Consider the following 17,386-nt stretch of genomic DNA (forward strand, 5'->3'; position numbering starts at 1 on the left):
TAAACAGTGCTTAAGCTGTAACATTTGTTACAGCTTTTTTAGAAGACTGAATTTATCTACGCTTGAAAACTTGATAGAGGTTTAGATTTTGTACTAAACACATTGTTCTGTAATCGGGTCTGCATATATTCAGCATAAACCGATAATTTTTCATAAATATGTTCAGAATAAAACATATCTTCGACTAGGTTTTGCGCTTGTACTAGATCATAAAGACCTGATAAATTTAAAATTTTAGCATCCATTTCTGAAAATTTACGACATAAAGCTACATTAAAATCATCTTTATATTTAAACAAAAGCTTCTGCATATTTAATTTATTATCATGATGATCTAATTGCAGATTTAGACCATCTTGCTCATTTTCGGGATTTACCAAGAAAATTCGAACCTTAAAAAAACATTCTATTTCAAACAAATAATCTGGATTGATCGGTTGATCTGTAATTAAAAAGATACGATAAACTTCTGCCTGAGTCAGTGCTTTGAACAACTGAAAATAAACAAATTCCTGTGCATCCCATGTTTGATCTTGTAGATCTAAAAAGAGATTTAAACTTTCTAGAACGACATCATCCTTGGTCAAGTTCATGGTTTTTTCAACCTGATAATAAGGTTTTAAAATATCTTGAACCTGTGCCGTAAAAAGTGTTGAGTAAAGCACTGTTTGATTTAAATTCGCCAAAATAAACGGTGAAAACAAATAAGCCAGACTTAAATCATTTGAAGCAATTGCAGATTGGATAATCGCTGTACTTTTCTTTTTTGAAAATTCACGTAAGACTTTGGCACGCAACAATGTTGCTTCTAAGTTTACAAATCTTTGATTGAGTTGTTCTATCACCTTTTCAGAGCAACCATGCTCAAATAAAACTTGTGTGAGCACATTCAACTGAGTCGTAACAAACATATCCCTGCCTCATTCTATACTGCATCGCGTGCGACTATTTTGAAAAGAAATCAAAAAGAAATATAGCCACAAAATTTTAGAAAAAATATATAACAGATAGAGCTGTACTGATTGCGTCTGTTATAGTTATTTTAAATACTCACTTGCATTGACCTATGTATAAATCTGAACAACTGGCCCATAGCCTAAAATTATTGATTGAAAATGGGACGTGGAAAGCACATGAAAAATTACCCTCACTACGCCAACAGGTTCAACAATCAGGGTTAAGTCTAATTACGGTGATGAATGCTTATCAAGAGCTCGAAGCGCAAGGCCTGATTTATTCAAAAGAAAAGTCAGGGTATTTTGTGGTAGAACAAAGTTCAGATCATCCCACCACATTACATGTGATTAATGAAACAGTTGAAATTAACTCAATTGTTTTCAAATATTTGAAATCTACACAGTCTGAACACATTATCCCTTTAGGTTCTGCCTTTCCCAATAGCCAGTTGCTCTACTCCGCTAAACTGATACAAACGCTTGGACAACTTGCTCGACAACGGCGTAGCTATGAACAAACTCCAAGTCTCCCGCCCGGAAATTATCAACTTAGAAAAATTATTGCACAGAAATATGCGATGCAAGGCATCCCCACTGATCCATCTGATATTGTGATTACCTCTGGAGGTTTGGATGCATTAAATCTTTCATTGCAAGCACTTACACAAGCTGGGGACTATATTTTATTACAACAGACGATTTTTTATGGTGCATGGCAAGCGGCTGAACGACTTGGATTAAAAGTAATTACTATTCCAGAGCACCCTGAACATGGCATTGATTTAGATGCATTCGAACACGCAATTTTAAAATATCCAATTAAAGTGTGTTTGATGATGTTAAATGGTCAGAATCCAATTGGCTTTACTGTGAGTGATGAAATTAAATTAAAATTGGCTAAGTTACTCAACCAATATCAGATTTATTTGATTGAAGATGATGTCTATGAAGAACTTTACTATGATCAAAAAAAACCCCTCTCGATGAAGTACTTTGATCAACAAAATTGGGTGCTACATTGTTCTTCTTTTTCAAAAACATTAGGTGCAGGTTTTCGTATCGGTTGGGTCTATGCAGGTAAATTTTCTGAACATATTCAGCACACTCAACTTATGAGTACCCTTTCAGTCAACTCATTTATCCAAAATGCCTTGGTTGAATATCTCTCCCATCGTCATTATGAAAAACATTTAAAAACTTTACGTTCCACCTTACAACGCTATAAAAAACAATATTTTAATTATTTAAAAACCCATTTACCTGAGCAATGCCATGTCAATTATTATCCTTCCGGGTACTTTTTATGGATTGAATTGCCTGAACAGGTCGATAGTAATGACATCTATCAACACATGTTAGAACACGGTGTCAGTGTCGCACCGAGCAGCTTATTTAATATTAGCAATCAACAAAATCACTTTATTCGGATGAATTGTTCATTTGAAATGAATGAAAAGATTCAAAATGCATTAAATGAATTGATTCATATTATTGGTAAATTAGTCGCAACATAAGCTGAATTTTTATAACAGATTCATCATTGCTTACTTATCTGTTATAGTTTTTTTCTAATTTTTTGTATCTACAGTGTGAATTCGTTTCTATCCATAATGAATCTATATTAAGCAGAAAGAGATTTTGCGATGAATGATGACAAAAGCCCTAAAAAACCACAATATGCTGATAGCTCGATTTCAGACAAAGCCTTTAAACGCATGATCATCTGGTTTTTTATCTACTGTAGCCTGTTTTGTATTGGTGTTATTGTCACAATCGGTGCAGATCACGCTGCTTTAAACTAAATCTCAATTGATTTCAAAAGATACGATTGATAAAACACTCACTTAATCAAGTGAGTGTTTTTCCTGTATCTGTTGGCTTAAAAGTGTATAGGCATCTTTAAGATCTTCCCGTCCCATATCCTGTAACATGCGCTGATGCATATTTAAAATATTCACATCTCCACGCCTTGCAGGACCCGTCTGCATTGTTTCAGGATCATTTTGAGTGGCTTTTTTTGCTGTTTCCAAAATTAATGGATACAGTAAATTAAAATCGACCTGCTGTGCATCGACCACTTGTTTAGCCATGTCATAACAATAATTTGTAAAATTACAAGCAAATACCCCTGCCAGATGTAAGCTCAGCCGCTGCGCTGAATTATAGGGATAAACTTGATCGCTTAGACTATTTGCTAGCGTCATTACAGCAGACAAATCCTCTTGTAAAGCCGTTTCAATAAACAACGGGGTATTTTTCCAATCCACTTCACGTTCAAAACTAAAAGTCTGTAAGGGATAAAAAACCCCAGATTTTACATGGTGTTCAGTTAATATATTCAGATTGGTACTGCCTGAAGTATGGACAATCAAAACATCTGAAAGTTGTGAATGAATCATTTGGATGACTTGAGCAATGGCTTGGTCACTCACCGCAATAATCAATAAATCAATTTCAGGATCTATACCTTGTATAATATCAATAGCCTGAGCATTCACCAGCTGGGCTAAGCGTTGTGCTTTGTTTAAATCACGACTATAAATCTGAACAATATGATGTTGTTTTGACAATGCTTTTGCAAAATGTGTAGCAACACGACCTGAACCAACAATACTAATACGCATATCAACATCTAAAACTTTAAATATAGTTACAGCATGCCAATAAAAAAGGGATGAATCAATTCATCCCTCTCAGATCATTTTGATAACTACATCAATTTAATGCATTGTTTAAATAAATAATTCGCTCAGCGGTACGTTTATTAAAACACTTGGTATATTGCATCTCTTTGTTTTGCTGAGACATCGCATCATCCCAATATTGACGTTGTTGCTGATAGGTTTCAATTTCGCTATCTGGAATATCGCCAAAACTTTTCTGTGAAATGACTTTACAATCAACATCACGTTTTTCAAACCATTCTGCTTGATCTTGCTTAAACTGTTCTTTTTGTTCATCACTCAAACTATCCCAAGTCTGGTTTAAACGATCGACTTGTTTGAGTTTTTCTTCATCTAGCTCTTTTTTACGGATATCCATGGCTTTTTGTGCAAGCGCTGTTTGCTCTGCATTTTCAATTTGGTTGACCTGCTCGCGTTCACGCATATCTTTATTTTCTTTCATATAGGCTGCGTATTGCACTGCTTTTACCGTAACAAAAGTTACCCCTTGAATAACTGCATCCTGATTAAGCACATCAAGGGTTAAGCCATCTTTGTCTGTTTTCACAACATTATAATTAAACTTGCCTTTCAACTGATCATTGGCTAGTACCAATTTAGATTCACCAGCTTCGATATATTCACGTATGCTGCGATACCCATCACCTTCACATCCATCCTCACAATCTTGCCCAAATTCTGCATATGAATTTTCTGCACGCTGTTGTAAGCCTTTCGGGAATTGAACCACTAACTGACTTTCACATTCCAACTGATTGGTTTTAGAAGAGTCTTCAGTGATCGTACGAACATTCTTCACTTCAAACTTTAAAGCATTGTTAATTTTCTGAAGTAGTGCTTGGTCAGCTTCATAACCAGAATTTTTAATATTGTCTGCGACTTCACGCAAATACTCATCTTTCAAATATTTTTGAATTTGATTGATATTATCTTGATTGGTACAACTCCACTCTGCAAGCTCAGCATTACCTTCATCTTTTTTCTTTTTGAAGTAATCACAGCCTGACAGAATCAAAGTACTCGAAATCGCAGCAATCATAAATAATGGGTTTAATGATTTATTCATTGTTTATCCGATCATATTTTTATGTGGATCATTTAACCAAATAATTGAAGAATTTTCGAGTAAAAAATAAAAAGCTTCTGGATATTCAGAAGCTTTTTATACAATTTATGCCTGTTTTAGCACCGAACATACCACTTTAAAAGATTATGGTGTCGTTGCACCAATTACTTCAAACTCAATACGACGGTTTTTAAATTGCCCTTCTTTGGTTGAATTATCTGCAATTGGATTGTCTTGACCATGTCCTTCAGCAGTTAACTGTGAGGTATGTACGCCCTTTTCAACCAAATATGCCACAATCGATTTTGCACGTTTTTCAGATAATTTTTTGTTTGAATCCGCATTCCCAACATTATCGGTATAGCCTTTAACCACGAGTTTTGCATCTGGTAGTTGTTTTAACAAATTCGCTGCTTTATCCAAAATCGCTTTATTGGCTTCTGGAATACCAGAAGAACCTGTCGCAAAATTAATCACCTGTAAATTCAATGCAGCGGCAATATCATTTACATTGGCTTTATCTGCCTGAATGCTTGAAAGTGCTTGGTCTGCTTGTGAATTACTTGTATCTACATTTGCAGCACTGCTTGTTGCAGCTGCATTTGCATCGGCTGTTTGCTCTACAGAAATATGTAGATTAGGAGCAATAGCTTTTAACTCATCTGCCAATTTTTGTGCTTGCGCTAAATTTGGTGTTTGAATGGTAAGTTGATCACCGATCCAAGTCAGTGAAATATTTGGAATACCTTTAATTTTAGCCAACACCTGATCTACAGCATTTTGATCTGGCAAATCAGCGGCATAAGCACTGCTGGCTGTAACTTGACAATGATCGGTTTGACCAAACACTGAGGCAATACTGGTTTTTAAGCTGTCTAATAAAGATTGACTGCTCGATTGTGCCTGACAACTTGCTAATTTACCTTCTGCATCTGTAGAAATTTGCAGTTCAGCAGCTTGCAAATCAGCAACAGCTTGTGAAGCGCCACTGCTTACTGGATCTCCCCCTACTGGTGGTTTGCTACTGCATTGTTTAAATAACAATGCGGCCAATCCGGCAATCACCAACAAAGCAATAATTGGCAATAACCAATTGGATTTTTTAGGTTCATCTTGGATCGAATTTGTTGTGATTGTAGACGTATCAAGGGGTACTGGTGTTGGAGATACACTTTGTACAGGTGTGGGTGCCACAGGCTCTACAGGGGGGATAACAGCCTCAGCCACGGGAGCAGCTTGAGTAGTGCCTGCGAAACCAAGACCACCTACACTTAAGCCTAATGTTGCAAATAATCCTGTTGCCCAAGCGGGCAAAGCATCCTGAATATTGTTCCATTGTGCTTTGATAAAATCAAAAATTTCATGTTTACTATCTGAGCCAGCTTGATCCGCAAGCAATGATAAAGTTGGAGCAATAGAATGGTTTAATGTGGTTTCAATGTCTTGAGTTGGTGCATTGCCCGCAACCAAGCCTAAAAAATGCGCGACCGTTTCTGGTTGATGACTGAAAATTTCGCTTAAGCGAGGATTTAGATTTTGCTGCAGTGTGTCAATGAGTTCAGGTTTTGATTTTAAAACAGAGAGGAGAATGGGGTAAAAGGCACTTAAAGCACCGATTTTTTCGTCTTGAAACTGAAGATCACCCTGTAAAACTTTTGTGGTCACCCGTTCTTTTAAAAGCTCAATAATATTCATAATTTTGGACACTCCGATTTCATTGTTGTATTTGTCACTTTAATAATCATTTTATTGATCGTTTTTTATTCTAGTGATTAAATTCTAATAGTTATAATAGCTTTTTGTAGCGCAATGTGTTCAATATCTATTTGAAAAGCCAGCTTATGCTGGCTTTTTGTTTACTTTTTTAGGCTTATGTAAAATTTACATCTTAGCCAATAAAAGTATGGAGCACTTTACCAATCATTTTTTGATCGATTAATGGCGTATTTTTTCCATGAGATAAAATACTGTCATTGTTAACAACCCATTCCAAATCTGGATCAACCAAAGCCCAACCCGATTCTTTTACCCAACGATCCGTCATATTGGCCACTTTTGCAGGAGCGAGCGTGACTTTTTCAACCCATTCTAAAGGCTCAAACAAACCTTCACGAACCAATTGCACCCCAAAAGACACATAGGTATCAAATGCACTAATACCAGGTAAAGTCTCGGCAAAAGGCGCTAATTTCGCAGAACCACTCAAAGGTTCATGATGCGTACAAATCGCATCAATCACACCGTCTTTGACGCCTTGGCGCAGTAATTCTTTATCTTTTTCAGCACGTAATGGTGGGCGCACATGTGCCAAAGAGTTAAAACCATCAATTAAGTGTTCTGTTAAATGCAATTGATGCATTGCAACATCTGCTGTCACTGGCAAACCTTTGTTTTTTGCAATTTTAATCAACTCTACAGATGCACCACTTGAAAGCAAACCAAAGTGCGCTTTGACGCTTGTCGCTTCAATCATCAATAGGTATTTCGCAATAGCAACTGTTTCAGCCAGTGCTGGAATCATTGGTAATCCCTGACGTGAGGCAATAAACCCCTCATGTACACAACCATCTTTTGCGATCTGGTGCTCTTCTGGATAAAACACTACAGTCATGTCTAAACCAGCCGCATATTCCAAGGTACGCAGAACCACATCATCGTCTTTAAAAGTAGCATAGGCATTTGAAACAGCAGTACACCCCCCCTTTTTTAAACCTGCCATATTTGCGGGTTGTTTACCATTTAAACCTTGGGTTTGTGCACCAATCACTTGTAAATGAATACCACCATCTAACATGGCCTTTTCTACCAGTCCATGAATCAAAGCACCATTATCTTGCACGATCGGCTTTGAATCAGGTGGGGTAAATACATGCAAAATACCATTTTCACGTGCGGCTTTACCTTCTGACTTCAAGGTACCATGCTGTTGCTGACCTGGCTCGCGTAACCGTGCACACAAATCCACCATGGTGGGTATCAACCATTTGCCTTGTCCGTCAATTGTATCTACAACATTGGCAGATGATTCGACTATTTTTCCATGTTCAACATAAACCGTTTGTACAGTGTCAGTTTTTTTTATTGGGTCTAAGACACGTACATTTTCAATTTTTACACAACTCATGACTTTATCCTTCACCTTAAACCGCAATTGCTTCTAACAAACCTTTCTCTTGCAACTGACCTTGCATTGCCAAAGCCAAAACAGCCATTCGCACTGCAATACCATTGGTCACTTGATGCAAAATTACCGACTGTGCACCATCAGCAATACTAGAATCAATCTCTACACCGCGGTTCATCGGTCCCGGATGCATAACAATACAATCGGGTTTAGCCATGGCAAGACGATCTTTATTTAAACCATACATTTTGTAAAATTCAGCTTGTGACGACAAAGCTGGTGAATCAATACGTTCATTTTGAATACGTAAAGTAATGATCACATCACAGTCTTTAATGCCTTCATCCATTTTATTGAACAAGCGAACACCTTCACCATATTCGTCAAAACCACACGGAAGCAAAGTATTTGGTGCAATTACACGGATATCTTTGCAACCTAAAGTCTGCAAAGCTGCGATATCTGAACGTGCAACACGCGAATGCTTAATATCACCAATAATCGCCAGACTAATGTCTTCAAAATTCTTTTTCGTTTCACGGCGAATGGTTAACATATCTAACATTGCTTGAGTTGGATGAGCATGACGCCCATCTCCAGCATTGATGATTGCAACATGCGGACAAACTGTTTCAGCAATAAAATGTGCTGCACCTGATGAAGAGTGGCGTACAACAAAAATATCTGCTGCCATCGCTTCGAGGTTCCATAGCGTATCGCGCAATGTTTCCCCTTTTGAAGTACTTGATCGTGCAATATCAATGTTCAATACATTTGCAGATAACCGTTTTGCAGCCGCTTCAAAAGTAGTTCGTGTACGTGTCGAATTTTCAAAGAATAAGTTCATCACTGTACGACCTTCTAAAAGTGGTGTCGTTATCAGTTGATTTTGATCATTTATAAAGGAATGGGCTGTATCTAGAATTTTAGTGAGGGTTGCTTTAGAAAGACCTTCGATGGTGAGGAAATGCTTTAAGTTTCCGTCATTATTGAGTTGAATCTGACTCGGTGTATGCAATGCCGCCAAGTGCATGAGAGATTCCTTAGAGGTTAAGTTAACGTATTATACAGATTTTCTTTTTCTTTGGCAGTTGAAGTTTTGGACAAATAGTCATAAAAGTCAGCGATCAAATTTTAAATTTGATCTGCTTTAAGTCTGCCAGTTTGAGCGTTAAGTTCATTAATTTTTCTCGAAGTTGCTGAATTATATTGATGTAATCAATATCTGATTGATCTTTTAAAAGCTTGATATAAGCATCTATTCTCAGCAAGGATTGATTACGCCATTTAAGTAATTCTGCTATTGGATGGTAAATTTGTGGATCAAAATCATGCAATTGATATTCCAATATTTTTATATTGCTTAATGTCACATCATATTCTTTTACACGTTTTAAGCACTCTAAGGTATCTTCTAAACGAAAGCGGATCTCATGTTCACAAAGAAATTTTAAATGTGCCAAATCCTGTTGAGCAGCAAAATATTGTGCCAATGGCAGAGTAAAATCCTCATAAGGATACCAACGCCCATGCGCACAAGAGATCAATTCTTTATATTTTTTCTGTTCAATCCACAGGTTAAACACAGCAGCCTTTGCTTGATCATAGTGTCTTAATCGCAGTTCAGTTTGTTGTTCCGACTCATCAGCGGTACCCACATAAATCATTTGGTTGTTTTTTAAATATTTGCTAATTTCTGCATTTAATTTCGTATAACTCAAGAGATTGTCTCACAGCTTATCCTCAGTTTAAAAAATACTATAAATGAGTTTTAATTTTAATCACACTGTATCAATCAAGCTCTAACCCAATAGTTAGAGCTTAATGCCCGACCTATCTCAATGCACCAATATAGTGATGTGAAACTTGTGCTTGATAAATTTCTTCTTCTGTTGCACCAGAAACATATGCTTCCTCGCTTTGTTCAACTTGCGTTGTTGTTAGCATATTCACAGAAGAAACTGGTTGTTCCTGTTCTAATAAATGCTGTAAGCGCAAGGCATGCCGATTTAATTCTGGATCTTGAGTCGCCAATGACATATCAATCACATACTGTGCATAGCTTTTATTATCCACTAAATACATTACATCAATAACGCGCCCTGTCACACGTCTTAATCGCGTTAAGATTAATGCCCCAATGGAAAATGCATCTGCATGTGCAATAAATCTGCTGTTGTTAAGATCTTGCATAGAAATCCCCGTATTTATTAATTCATTAAAAATTCAATTAAATTTCTGAGCCAATACGGTGGATAATTAAGCAAATTGTGTACCAAAATAACGCCATTAAATGAAATAATAATGCATACACATTATTCTCTATTAAAATCTTGCCTACTAAAAATCGCCCTACACATTGCGGAGCGTCAAATAGATCTATAAATTACTCCGTCATGAAATTTGCTCTCATCATCATAAATCAAGAACTACATGTGTGCTTTATTCATAGATGATTCATCTATATAAATTGCAATACTGCTTGCAAATTTTTCTTGTTCTTAAATGATTTCAGTAACGCAAGAATTTTAAATCAAATTCTAATGATAAAAATAGCGCCAACACATTTCCAATGAAATTAAAATCAATAATAGCCCCATCACGATATTAAAAAAACGCGCCCGATTTCCTGTATTTAAAAAGCTTGCTAACTTTTCACCAGCAATCCCCCATAGCAATAAAGATAGATAACAGACGACAAAATAAATCACTACAAAAACCAATAAAACAGCATGAATATGCCCCGTTGAAAATAGCCCTGTACCCGCCACTGCGGCAATCCATGCTTTGGGATTTAGCCATTGCATTAACGCACCTTGTATAAAGGTCGGTATTTTTGCTTCATCTTGGGATTGACTAGAGATAATTGTCCCTTTTGCACGTAGAATATTCAGTCCAATCCACAACAATAAAACTGTACCTAAAATCGTGATCACATTAAGAAGTACAGGATAAACCACAATCATTTGATACAAACCAAAACAGACCGATGCCAATAACAAGGTAAAACCAATGGTCGCCCCTGAGATAAATGCAAAAGTTGCTTTTACACCATAATTCATACTGCTGGTTAAAATAGTTAAATTCACAGGTCCTGGTGAAATCGACATAGACAGCGAAAAAATAAACATTGAAACAATAAGACTAAGCATTTTTTAAATTATTTATTCGATCTTATCTACATATTGATATTTGAATATATTTCAAGCAAAAAAACCAAATTTTTAACTGAATTTAGTACTTTTTATAAAATTTCGGACTTAAAAGACCATTCTATAAGTTTTCGTCATTAAAATACGCTAAAATACGCGATTGCTTTTTTAATGTCTTTGGAAATATTCATGAATTCGAAACCACGTCTTTCTACATATTGGGTTACCTGTGCAGATGGACTAGAAACCTTACTGCAAGAAGAAATTCAAGGTTTAGGGATTCAAGATATTGAAAAATTTCCTGGGCGTTTAATTTTTAAAGGCAAACTCGAAGATGCATACCGTGTTTGTATGTGGTCACGTTTGGCTTCTCGTGTACTGACACCGATTCATGTTCATGAGCTTGAGTTTACCCATGATGCACGTGACGTTGCAGAAGAACTTTATGAAGGTGCGATCAATTTTGATTGGTCACTTATTTTTGCACCACAAAGTACTTTCGCGATTCGTCTTCATGTAGAACGTGATATTAAAGTCAATACACAGTTTGCGACTTTACGTGTCAAAGATGGTGTGGTTGATTCCTTCATGGAAGCTGTAGGTAAACGTCCAAGTATCGACATTAAACAGCCTGAAATTACACTATATGTACTTGCTGGAAAAACTGAACACACCTATTGTTTAGATTTATCTGGGGATTCTTTACATAAGCGTGGCTATCGTCGTTTTATGACAGATGCCCCAATAAAAGAAAACCTAGCAGCTGCTATCTTACAAAAAGCACAGCTTAAACAACGTAATCCAGAAATTATTCTCGACCCAATGTGTGGTTCAGGAACCTTTATTATTGAATCATTGATGATCCTGACTGATCGTGCACCTGGTTTAGTACGCCGTTTTGGCTTTAATGGCTGGAATGGACATGACCATGAGTTATGGATGTCGATTAAAGCTGAAGCAGCTGAACGTCATAAAGTTGCCTTAGAACAACCTTTGCCTAAATTCTATGCCTATGACGCAGATTGGGAAGCAGTAAAAGCAACCAAACAAAATATTATTGCTGCTGGATTTGAGCAACAACTGGATCAAATTCAAATTGAAGAGCGAACTTTAGCCGATTGGCCTGATTTCCAAGCAGAAGGAAAAACTTCATTTATTGTCACCAACCCACCATATGGTGAGCGTTTAGGGGAAAAGGCTTCTAACCGAGCTTTGTATCTGGGCCTATCCGCGCTTCTACAAAAGAATTTCCCCAATCAGCATGCTGCGGTTATCGCAGCTGCTGTTGAACAAGCAGATGTATTGGCGTTTAACAATCCACAAATTTTACGTTTAATGAATGGTAAATTACCAATTTACATTCGTTTTGGTGATATTAAGCCTGCTGCAGTGGTTAAACCTTTCCTTGCAGATTGGCAACCTCAACAATTTGAAAAAATTGAAGGTGCAGAAGACTTTACCAATCGCTTGCAAAAAAATATGCAAGCTTTAAAGAAATGGGCTGTAAAAGAAAATATTTACTGTTTACGTCTCTATGATGCAGATTTACCAGACTTCAATGTCGCTGTAGATTTGTATGGTGATCGTTTACATGTTCAAGAATATGCACCACCAAAAACCATTGACCCAGAAAAAGCCAAAAACCGTTTTAACCTTGCTTTGGCTTCAATACGTGCTGTAACAGGTTTAGGTCGTGATGCGATCTTTATTAAAACCCGTGCCCGTCAAGAAGGTAAAACCCAGTATGCAAAACAAAGTACAGCATCTAAACGTTTTATTGTTCAAGAAGGTAAAGCCAAGATTTTAATCAATTTGACTGATTATTTGGATACTGGATTGTTCCTAGATCACCGTCAAATGCGTCTGCGCATTGCAGCTGAAGCTAAAGGAAAACATTTCCTTAACCTATATAGTTATACCTCTACAGCAAGCCTACACGCTGCTTTAGGCGGTGCTGCAAGTACCACAAGTGTTGACTTATCCAATACTTATTTAAACTGGTCTAAAGAAAACTTTGTCTTGAATGGCTTAACGGTTGATCATCCTGATGAACAGCATCAATTTTTCTCAAGCGATTGTTTTGAATGGTTAAAAGAAGGTCATGAACAATATGACATGATTTTTATTGATCCACCAACCTTCTCAAACTCAAAGAAATTCTATGGTACTTTTGACGTGCAACGTGACCATATTTCTTTACTTAAACGTGCAATGAACCGTCTAACTACAGAGGGAACTTTGTATTTCTCAAATAACTACCGTGGTTTTGAGATGGATGAAGAAATCGATGCAATGTTCGATGTACTGGAGATCACCAATGAAACGATTGGCTTAGATTTCAAACGTAATCAAAAAATTCATAGAGCCTGGAAAATTAAACACTTCCCTGTTTAATTATGTTAGACCTCGGACTTATTTATAAGTCACGGGGTCAATTTCATGTCCTATATAAAGTGTAACGCGATCTTGGGTTGTAATTCGGACATCATGGCGTTGATATGGATTATAACCAACTTCGCTTATTCTATATTTTTCAAGTGGTTTTAAATATTTATCCCCAGGTTGATTTGGATCTGGGTCTTTTTTCTGCCACTCGAAATCAGTTAAAACTGTAGAATAAATTTCATCTTTTTTAGCATCATCTGACCTTTCCTGAGCAACTTGTTTATGCAAATTATTTTGCTCTTCTACAGGTTGTTGTGCATTTTCCTTTACAGCTTTAATAATAATAGGTGACAGTTTAACCACACCTACAGATTGCTCTGCAAGATCTTGATCATCTAATTTATCTGCCAATACCTCTACCGAACTGAATGCCATCAAGAGAAAACCGAATATTTTTAAATAATCAGATTTATCCTTATCTTTGATCCTCATGATCAACGTTTCCTTTCTTATTATTCCTCACTGAAAAAACTATCAATTTTTGACCGTTTTTTCAATAAATTCATGAAAAACCCGATAATAGGTAAAACCTAAATCAATACACATAAATATTTGATGATTAAAATAATATGATGAAAAGACTAGGCTATGCCGATTAGTGGTTTAGGATGGTTTATAAATCTATGCATTCCTATAGCTCTGGATGCTTGATTGGGGGATTAAACAGGCTTTAAACCTTTGCATCAATTCTACGATGTGTAGTGTTTTCCCTATTATGCGGAAAGTCTTAATGTGGCATTCTACTGCTCAATCAACCTCATCTCCCCTTCACAAGTGCTATCCATTAAGATTACTTACCTTTTGATCCAATGCTTACACTTATGTAGAATGCTAAAAAGTCCTAAAGCTTGCAATACCATACCTTATATTCAAAGTTTAAATACCTTTGCGTAGGCTATGTCTCACTTTTCGTAAGGGTTGCCAAACCTTACACTGTAAACAAAGCAGTGCTTTGTTTTTGCTCATGGACGGGGGTACGTCCTATACCACCGCCCAACTGTGACATCCATGTCGCCCCATGATTAAAACAACCATCTATGATTCAAAAGTACAAAAAATGAATTGTTAACCAATAATTTCTAAAAGTTCATTTAGAAACATAAGCTTCATTTATGATCAATGACTTGATGGAAACCACTTGTATGAGTAACTAGCTGGTTTGACTATATAACACGTAAAAATATAAATACTTCTCTACTAAAAAAGCCAACTACCTTGCGGTAGTTGGCTTTGGTTATACAGCTAGATAAATTAACTTAATTTTAATTTACCAAAATTAAGTTGACCATGTTCAGCACTGATTAAAATGGTATCACCTGCTGTAAATTGACCAGCAAGAATTTGCTGAGCCAATGGATTTTCAACCTGTTGTTGAATCGCACGTTTGAGTGGACGTGCACCATATACAGGATCAAAACCAGCATCAATCAGAATATCAAAGGCCTGATCATCGACTTTCAACCCAATATCTCGTTCAGATAAACGTGAACGTAAGCGATTCAATTGAATATCTGCTATGCCACGAATTTGTGATTTTTTCAACGAGTGGAATACCACCAACTCATCGATACGGTTAATAAACTCAGGACGGAAATGTTGTGATACGGCATTCATCACCGTTATACGAACATCCTCATCACTAGCACCTTCACCGAGCTCACGTACATCACTTGAACCTAAATTCGATGTCATCACAATCACGGTGTTTTTAAAATCAATCAGACGGCCTTGTGAATCAGTTAATCGTCCATCATCCAACACTTGTAATAAAATGTTGAATACATCTGGATGGGCTTTTTCAACTTCATCAAATAACACCACACTATATGGTTTACGGCGTACTGCTTCAGTTAAAACACCACCTTCTTCGTAACCAACATAACCCGGAGGTGCACCCACCAATCGACTAACCGAATGCTTTTCCATAAACTCTGACATATCGATACGAATAATTGCATCATCACTGTCAAATAAGAAATTACCTAAAGCCTTGGTTAACTCAGTTTTACCCACCCCTGTTGGTCCAAGGAATAAGAACGAACCACTTGGGCGATTTGGATCAGATAAGCCCGCACGTGAACGACGAACTGCATTTGAGACAGCAACCACAGCTTCATCCTGTCCCACCACACGGTTGTGTAAAAAATCTTCCATATGGAGTAATTTTTCACGCTCGCCTTGTAGCATTTTTGATACAGGAATACCAGTTGCAGCACTGACTACTTCTGCAATTTCATTTTCAGTCACTTTGGTACGAATCAGTTTCGGTTCTTCATTGACTTCCGCTACCTCTTCCTCACTCAAGCGTTTTTGCAATTCTGGAATCACCCCATATTGCAAACGACTTGCTTCAGCCAAATCACCCTCACGTTGCGCTTTTTCAAATGCAGTACGGGCTTTATCAAGTTCGATTTGCGCCTGATTTGTACCATCCACTAAACGCTTTTCAGCAATCCAAATTTCTTCCAAATCACTATATTCTTTTTCGACATCTGCAATTTGTTTTTCCAAATACTCAACTTCAGCTTTGCTGACTGAATCTGCATCTTTTTTTACCGCCTCCAATTGCATTTTTAACTGGATTAAACGGCGGTCTAAACGGTCAAGTGGCTCAGGTTTAGAGTCAATCTCCATTTTAATACGTGATGCTGCTTCATCAATCAAATCAATCGCCTTATCTGGCAATTGGCGATCTGTAATATAGCGATGTGACATTTTCGCCGCTGCAATAATTGCAGAGTCGAGAATTTGCACACCATGATGTGTTGCATATTTGTCTTTGAGACCACGCAAAATTGCAATGGTATCTTCAACACTTGGCTCATCTACCAAAACTTTTTGGAAACGGCGTTCCAAAGCTGCATCTTTTTCAATGAATTGACGATACTCATCCAGTGTCGTTGCACCCACACAACGTAATTCACCACGTGCCAATGCAGGTTTTAACATATTACCTGCATCCATCGCACCATCACCCTTACCTGCACCAACAAGCGTATGTAGCTCATCAATAAAGAGAATGATTTCACCATCAAACTTCGCTAGATCCTTGAGTACTGCTTTTAAACGTTCTTCAAACTCACCACGGTATTTTGCACCAGCCAGCAATGAGCCTAAGTCTAGCGATAAAACACGCTTACCTTTTAAGCCTTCAGGCACTTCACCATTGATAATACGTTGTGCCAGACCTTCAACAATCGCCGTTTTACCTACACCAGGTTCACCAATCAATACAGGATTATTTTTAGTACGACGCGACAACACTTGAATAGTCCGACGAATTTCTTCATCACGGCCAATCACAGGATCGAGTTTACCTTCCGCAGCACGTGCTGTTAAATCTATGGTATATTTATTAAGTGAATCTCGTTGATCTTCATGGTTATTTGCCATAACTTGTTCGCCACCTCGAATATTTTCAATTGCTTTGCGTAGTTTGTCAGTCGTGACACCTACGCTTGTTAACAATGTTTTGGTAGCACCTGTTTCAGCAAGTGCCAAGATTACCCAATCAGTAGATAAAAATTCATCTCCTGCTTTTTGAGCAAAGCTATCTGCCAAATTAAGCGCACGTACAGCTTCTGGATTTAAATTAATATCTCCAGTTGGTGTTCCAATTTTGGGCGCATCTGTTAAGGCTTTTTGCAGTTTTGTTTTTAACTCAGGTAGATTGGCACCTGACTGTTGCAACAGACTAAGATTAGATGGTTCTTCCAATAAAGCGGAAAGAATATGAATACCCTCAATTGCGGTATTATCATTACCCATTGCCTGAGATTGTGCATCAGATAAGGCTTGCTGCAGGCGGTTCGTAAATTTTTCAAATCGCATTCTTGTTATTCCTCACAACAAATTTTGTACTTGAATAATAAATGGGAACGTTTTTTTCGATTTCAATAGCAATAATGAATTAATTTATATATTTTTCAAAAACTTACCAAAATACTTAGAATGGATTT

At 37.1% G+C, this 17,386-nt stretch carries 14 protein-coding genes; 3 read left to right on the forward strand and 11 right to left on the reverse strand.

The genetic code is table 11. The annotated features are described in order from the left end of the window. Nucleotides 1–56: 56 nt before the first annotated feature. The gene (locus AC4CVF_RS09460; RefSeq protein ID WP_490789277.1) at nucleotides 57–911 is read right to left on the reverse strand and encodes a hypothetical protein; all 855 of its coding nucleotides are present in this window, start codon (nucleotides 909–911) and stop codon (nucleotides 57–59) included. A 155-nt stretch (nucleotides 912–1,066) separates the two neighbouring features. Between AC4CVF_RS09460 and AC4CVF_RS09465 the strand changes: the two genes are divergently transcribed. Together AC4CVF_RS09465 and AC4CVF_RS09470 are read left to right on the forward strand one after the other, a co-directional pair. Continuing rightward, complete coding sequence (locus AC4CVF_RS09465; RefSeq protein WP_336953095.1) at nucleotides 1,067–2,470, forward strand: aminotransferase-like domain-containing protein; 1,404 nt, start codon at nucleotides 1,067–1,069, stop codon at nucleotides 2,468–2,470. 129 nt (nucleotides 2,471–2,599) lie between these two features. Further along, nucleotides 2,600–2,758, forward strand: coding sequence for a hypothetical protein (locus AC4CVF_RS09470; RefSeq protein WP_004721086.1), 159 nt, complete (start codon nucleotides 2,600–2,602; stop codon nucleotides 2,756–2,758). 42 nt (nucleotides 2,759–2,800) lie between these two features. Here the strand turns inward: AC4CVF_RS09470 and AC4CVF_RS09475 are convergent, their stop codons facing one another. The 8 genes from AC4CVF_RS09475 to AC4CVF_RS09510 form a co-directional block, all read right to left on the reverse strand. Then, entirely contained in the window at nucleotides 2,801–3,580 is a 780-nt protein-coding gene (locus AC4CVF_RS09475; RefSeq protein WP_490789278.1) for a Rossmann-like and DUF2520 domain-containing protein, read from the reverse strand. A 91-nt stretch (nucleotides 3,581–3,671) separates the two neighbouring features. Next, on the reverse strand, nucleotides 3,672–4,706 hold the full coding sequence (locus AC4CVF_RS09480) for a DUF1311 domain-containing protein (RefSeq protein ID WP_336953097.1): 1,035 nt from the start codon (nucleotides 4,704–4,706) through the stop codon (nucleotides 3,672–3,674). A 144-nt stretch (nucleotides 4,707–4,850) separates the two neighbouring features. Next, nucleotides 4,851–6,401 (reverse strand): OmpA family protein, encoded by a 1,551-nt coding sequence (locus AC4CVF_RS09485; protein ID WP_490789279.1) that lies wholly within the window; start codon nucleotides 6,399–6,401, stop codon nucleotides 4,851–4,853. Between the two features lie 193 nt (nucleotides 6,402–6,594). Then, nucleotides 6,595–7,830, reverse strand: a complete 1,236-nt coding sequence (locus AC4CVF_RS09490; protein ID WP_490789280.1) for a dihydroorotase — start codon at nucleotides 7,828–7,830, stop codon at nucleotides 6,595–6,597. 16 nt (nucleotides 7,831–7,846) lie between these two features. Continuing rightward, nucleotides 7,847–8,863: an aspartate carbamoyltransferase catalytic subunit gene (locus tag AC4CVF_RS09495; RefSeq protein ID WP_004721095.1), complete on the reverse strand. Its 1,017-nt coding sequence runs from the start codon at nucleotides 8,861–8,863 to the stop codon at nucleotides 7,847–7,849. 94 nt (nucleotides 8,864–8,957) lie between these two features. After that, on the reverse strand, nucleotides 8,958–9,551 hold the full coding sequence (locus tag AC4CVF_RS09500) for a hypothetical protein (RefSeq protein ID WP_490789281.1): 594 nt from the start codon (nucleotides 9,549–9,551) through the stop codon (nucleotides 8,958–8,960). Between the two features lie 112 nt (nucleotides 9,552–9,663). Next, the gene (locus AC4CVF_RS09505; RefSeq protein ID WP_336953101.1) at nucleotides 9,664–10,023 is read right to left on the reverse strand and encodes a hypothetical protein; all 360 of its coding nucleotides are present in this window, start codon (nucleotides 10,021–10,023) and stop codon (nucleotides 9,664–9,666) included. A 347-nt stretch (nucleotides 10,024–10,370) separates the two neighbouring features. Continuing rightward, nucleotides 10,371–10,940 carry a LysE family translocator gene (locus AC4CVF_RS09510; protein ID WP_490789282.1) on the reverse strand — a complete coding sequence of 190 codons (570 nt, stop codon included), beginning with the start codon at nucleotides 10,938–10,940 and terminating at the stop codon, nucleotides 10,371–10,373. 231 nt (nucleotides 10,941–11,171) lie between these two features. On the opposite strand from AC4CVF_RS09510, the gene rlmKL reads away from it, so the two are divergent. Further along, entirely contained in the window at nucleotides 11,172–13,376 is a 2,205-nt protein-coding gene (gene rlmKL, locus AC4CVF_RS09515; RefSeq protein ID WP_490789283.1) for a bifunctional 23S rRNA (guanine(2069)-N(7))-methyltransferase RlmK/23S rRNA (guanine(2445)-N(2))-methyltransferase RlmL, read from the forward strand. Between the two features lie 18 nt (nucleotides 13,377–13,394). Here rlmKL and AC4CVF_RS09520 read toward each other — a convergent pair whose 3' ends face one another. Beyond that, complete coding sequence (locus tag AC4CVF_RS09520; protein WP_336953107.1) at nucleotides 13,395–13,859, reverse strand: hypothetical protein; 465 nt, start codon at nucleotides 13,857–13,859, stop codon at nucleotides 13,395–13,397. Between the two features lie 819 nt (nucleotides 13,860–14,678). After that, nucleotides 14,679–17,258 carry an ATP-dependent chaperone ClpB gene (gene clpB, locus AC4CVF_RS09525; RefSeq protein WP_490789284.1) on the reverse strand — a complete coding sequence of 860 codons (2,580 nt, stop codon included), beginning with the start codon at nucleotides 17,256–17,258 and terminating at the stop codon, nucleotides 14,679–14,681. Nucleotides 17,259–17,386 lie beyond the last annotated feature (128 nt).

Source organism: Acinetobacter sp. LipI_19 (assembly GCF_058242925.1).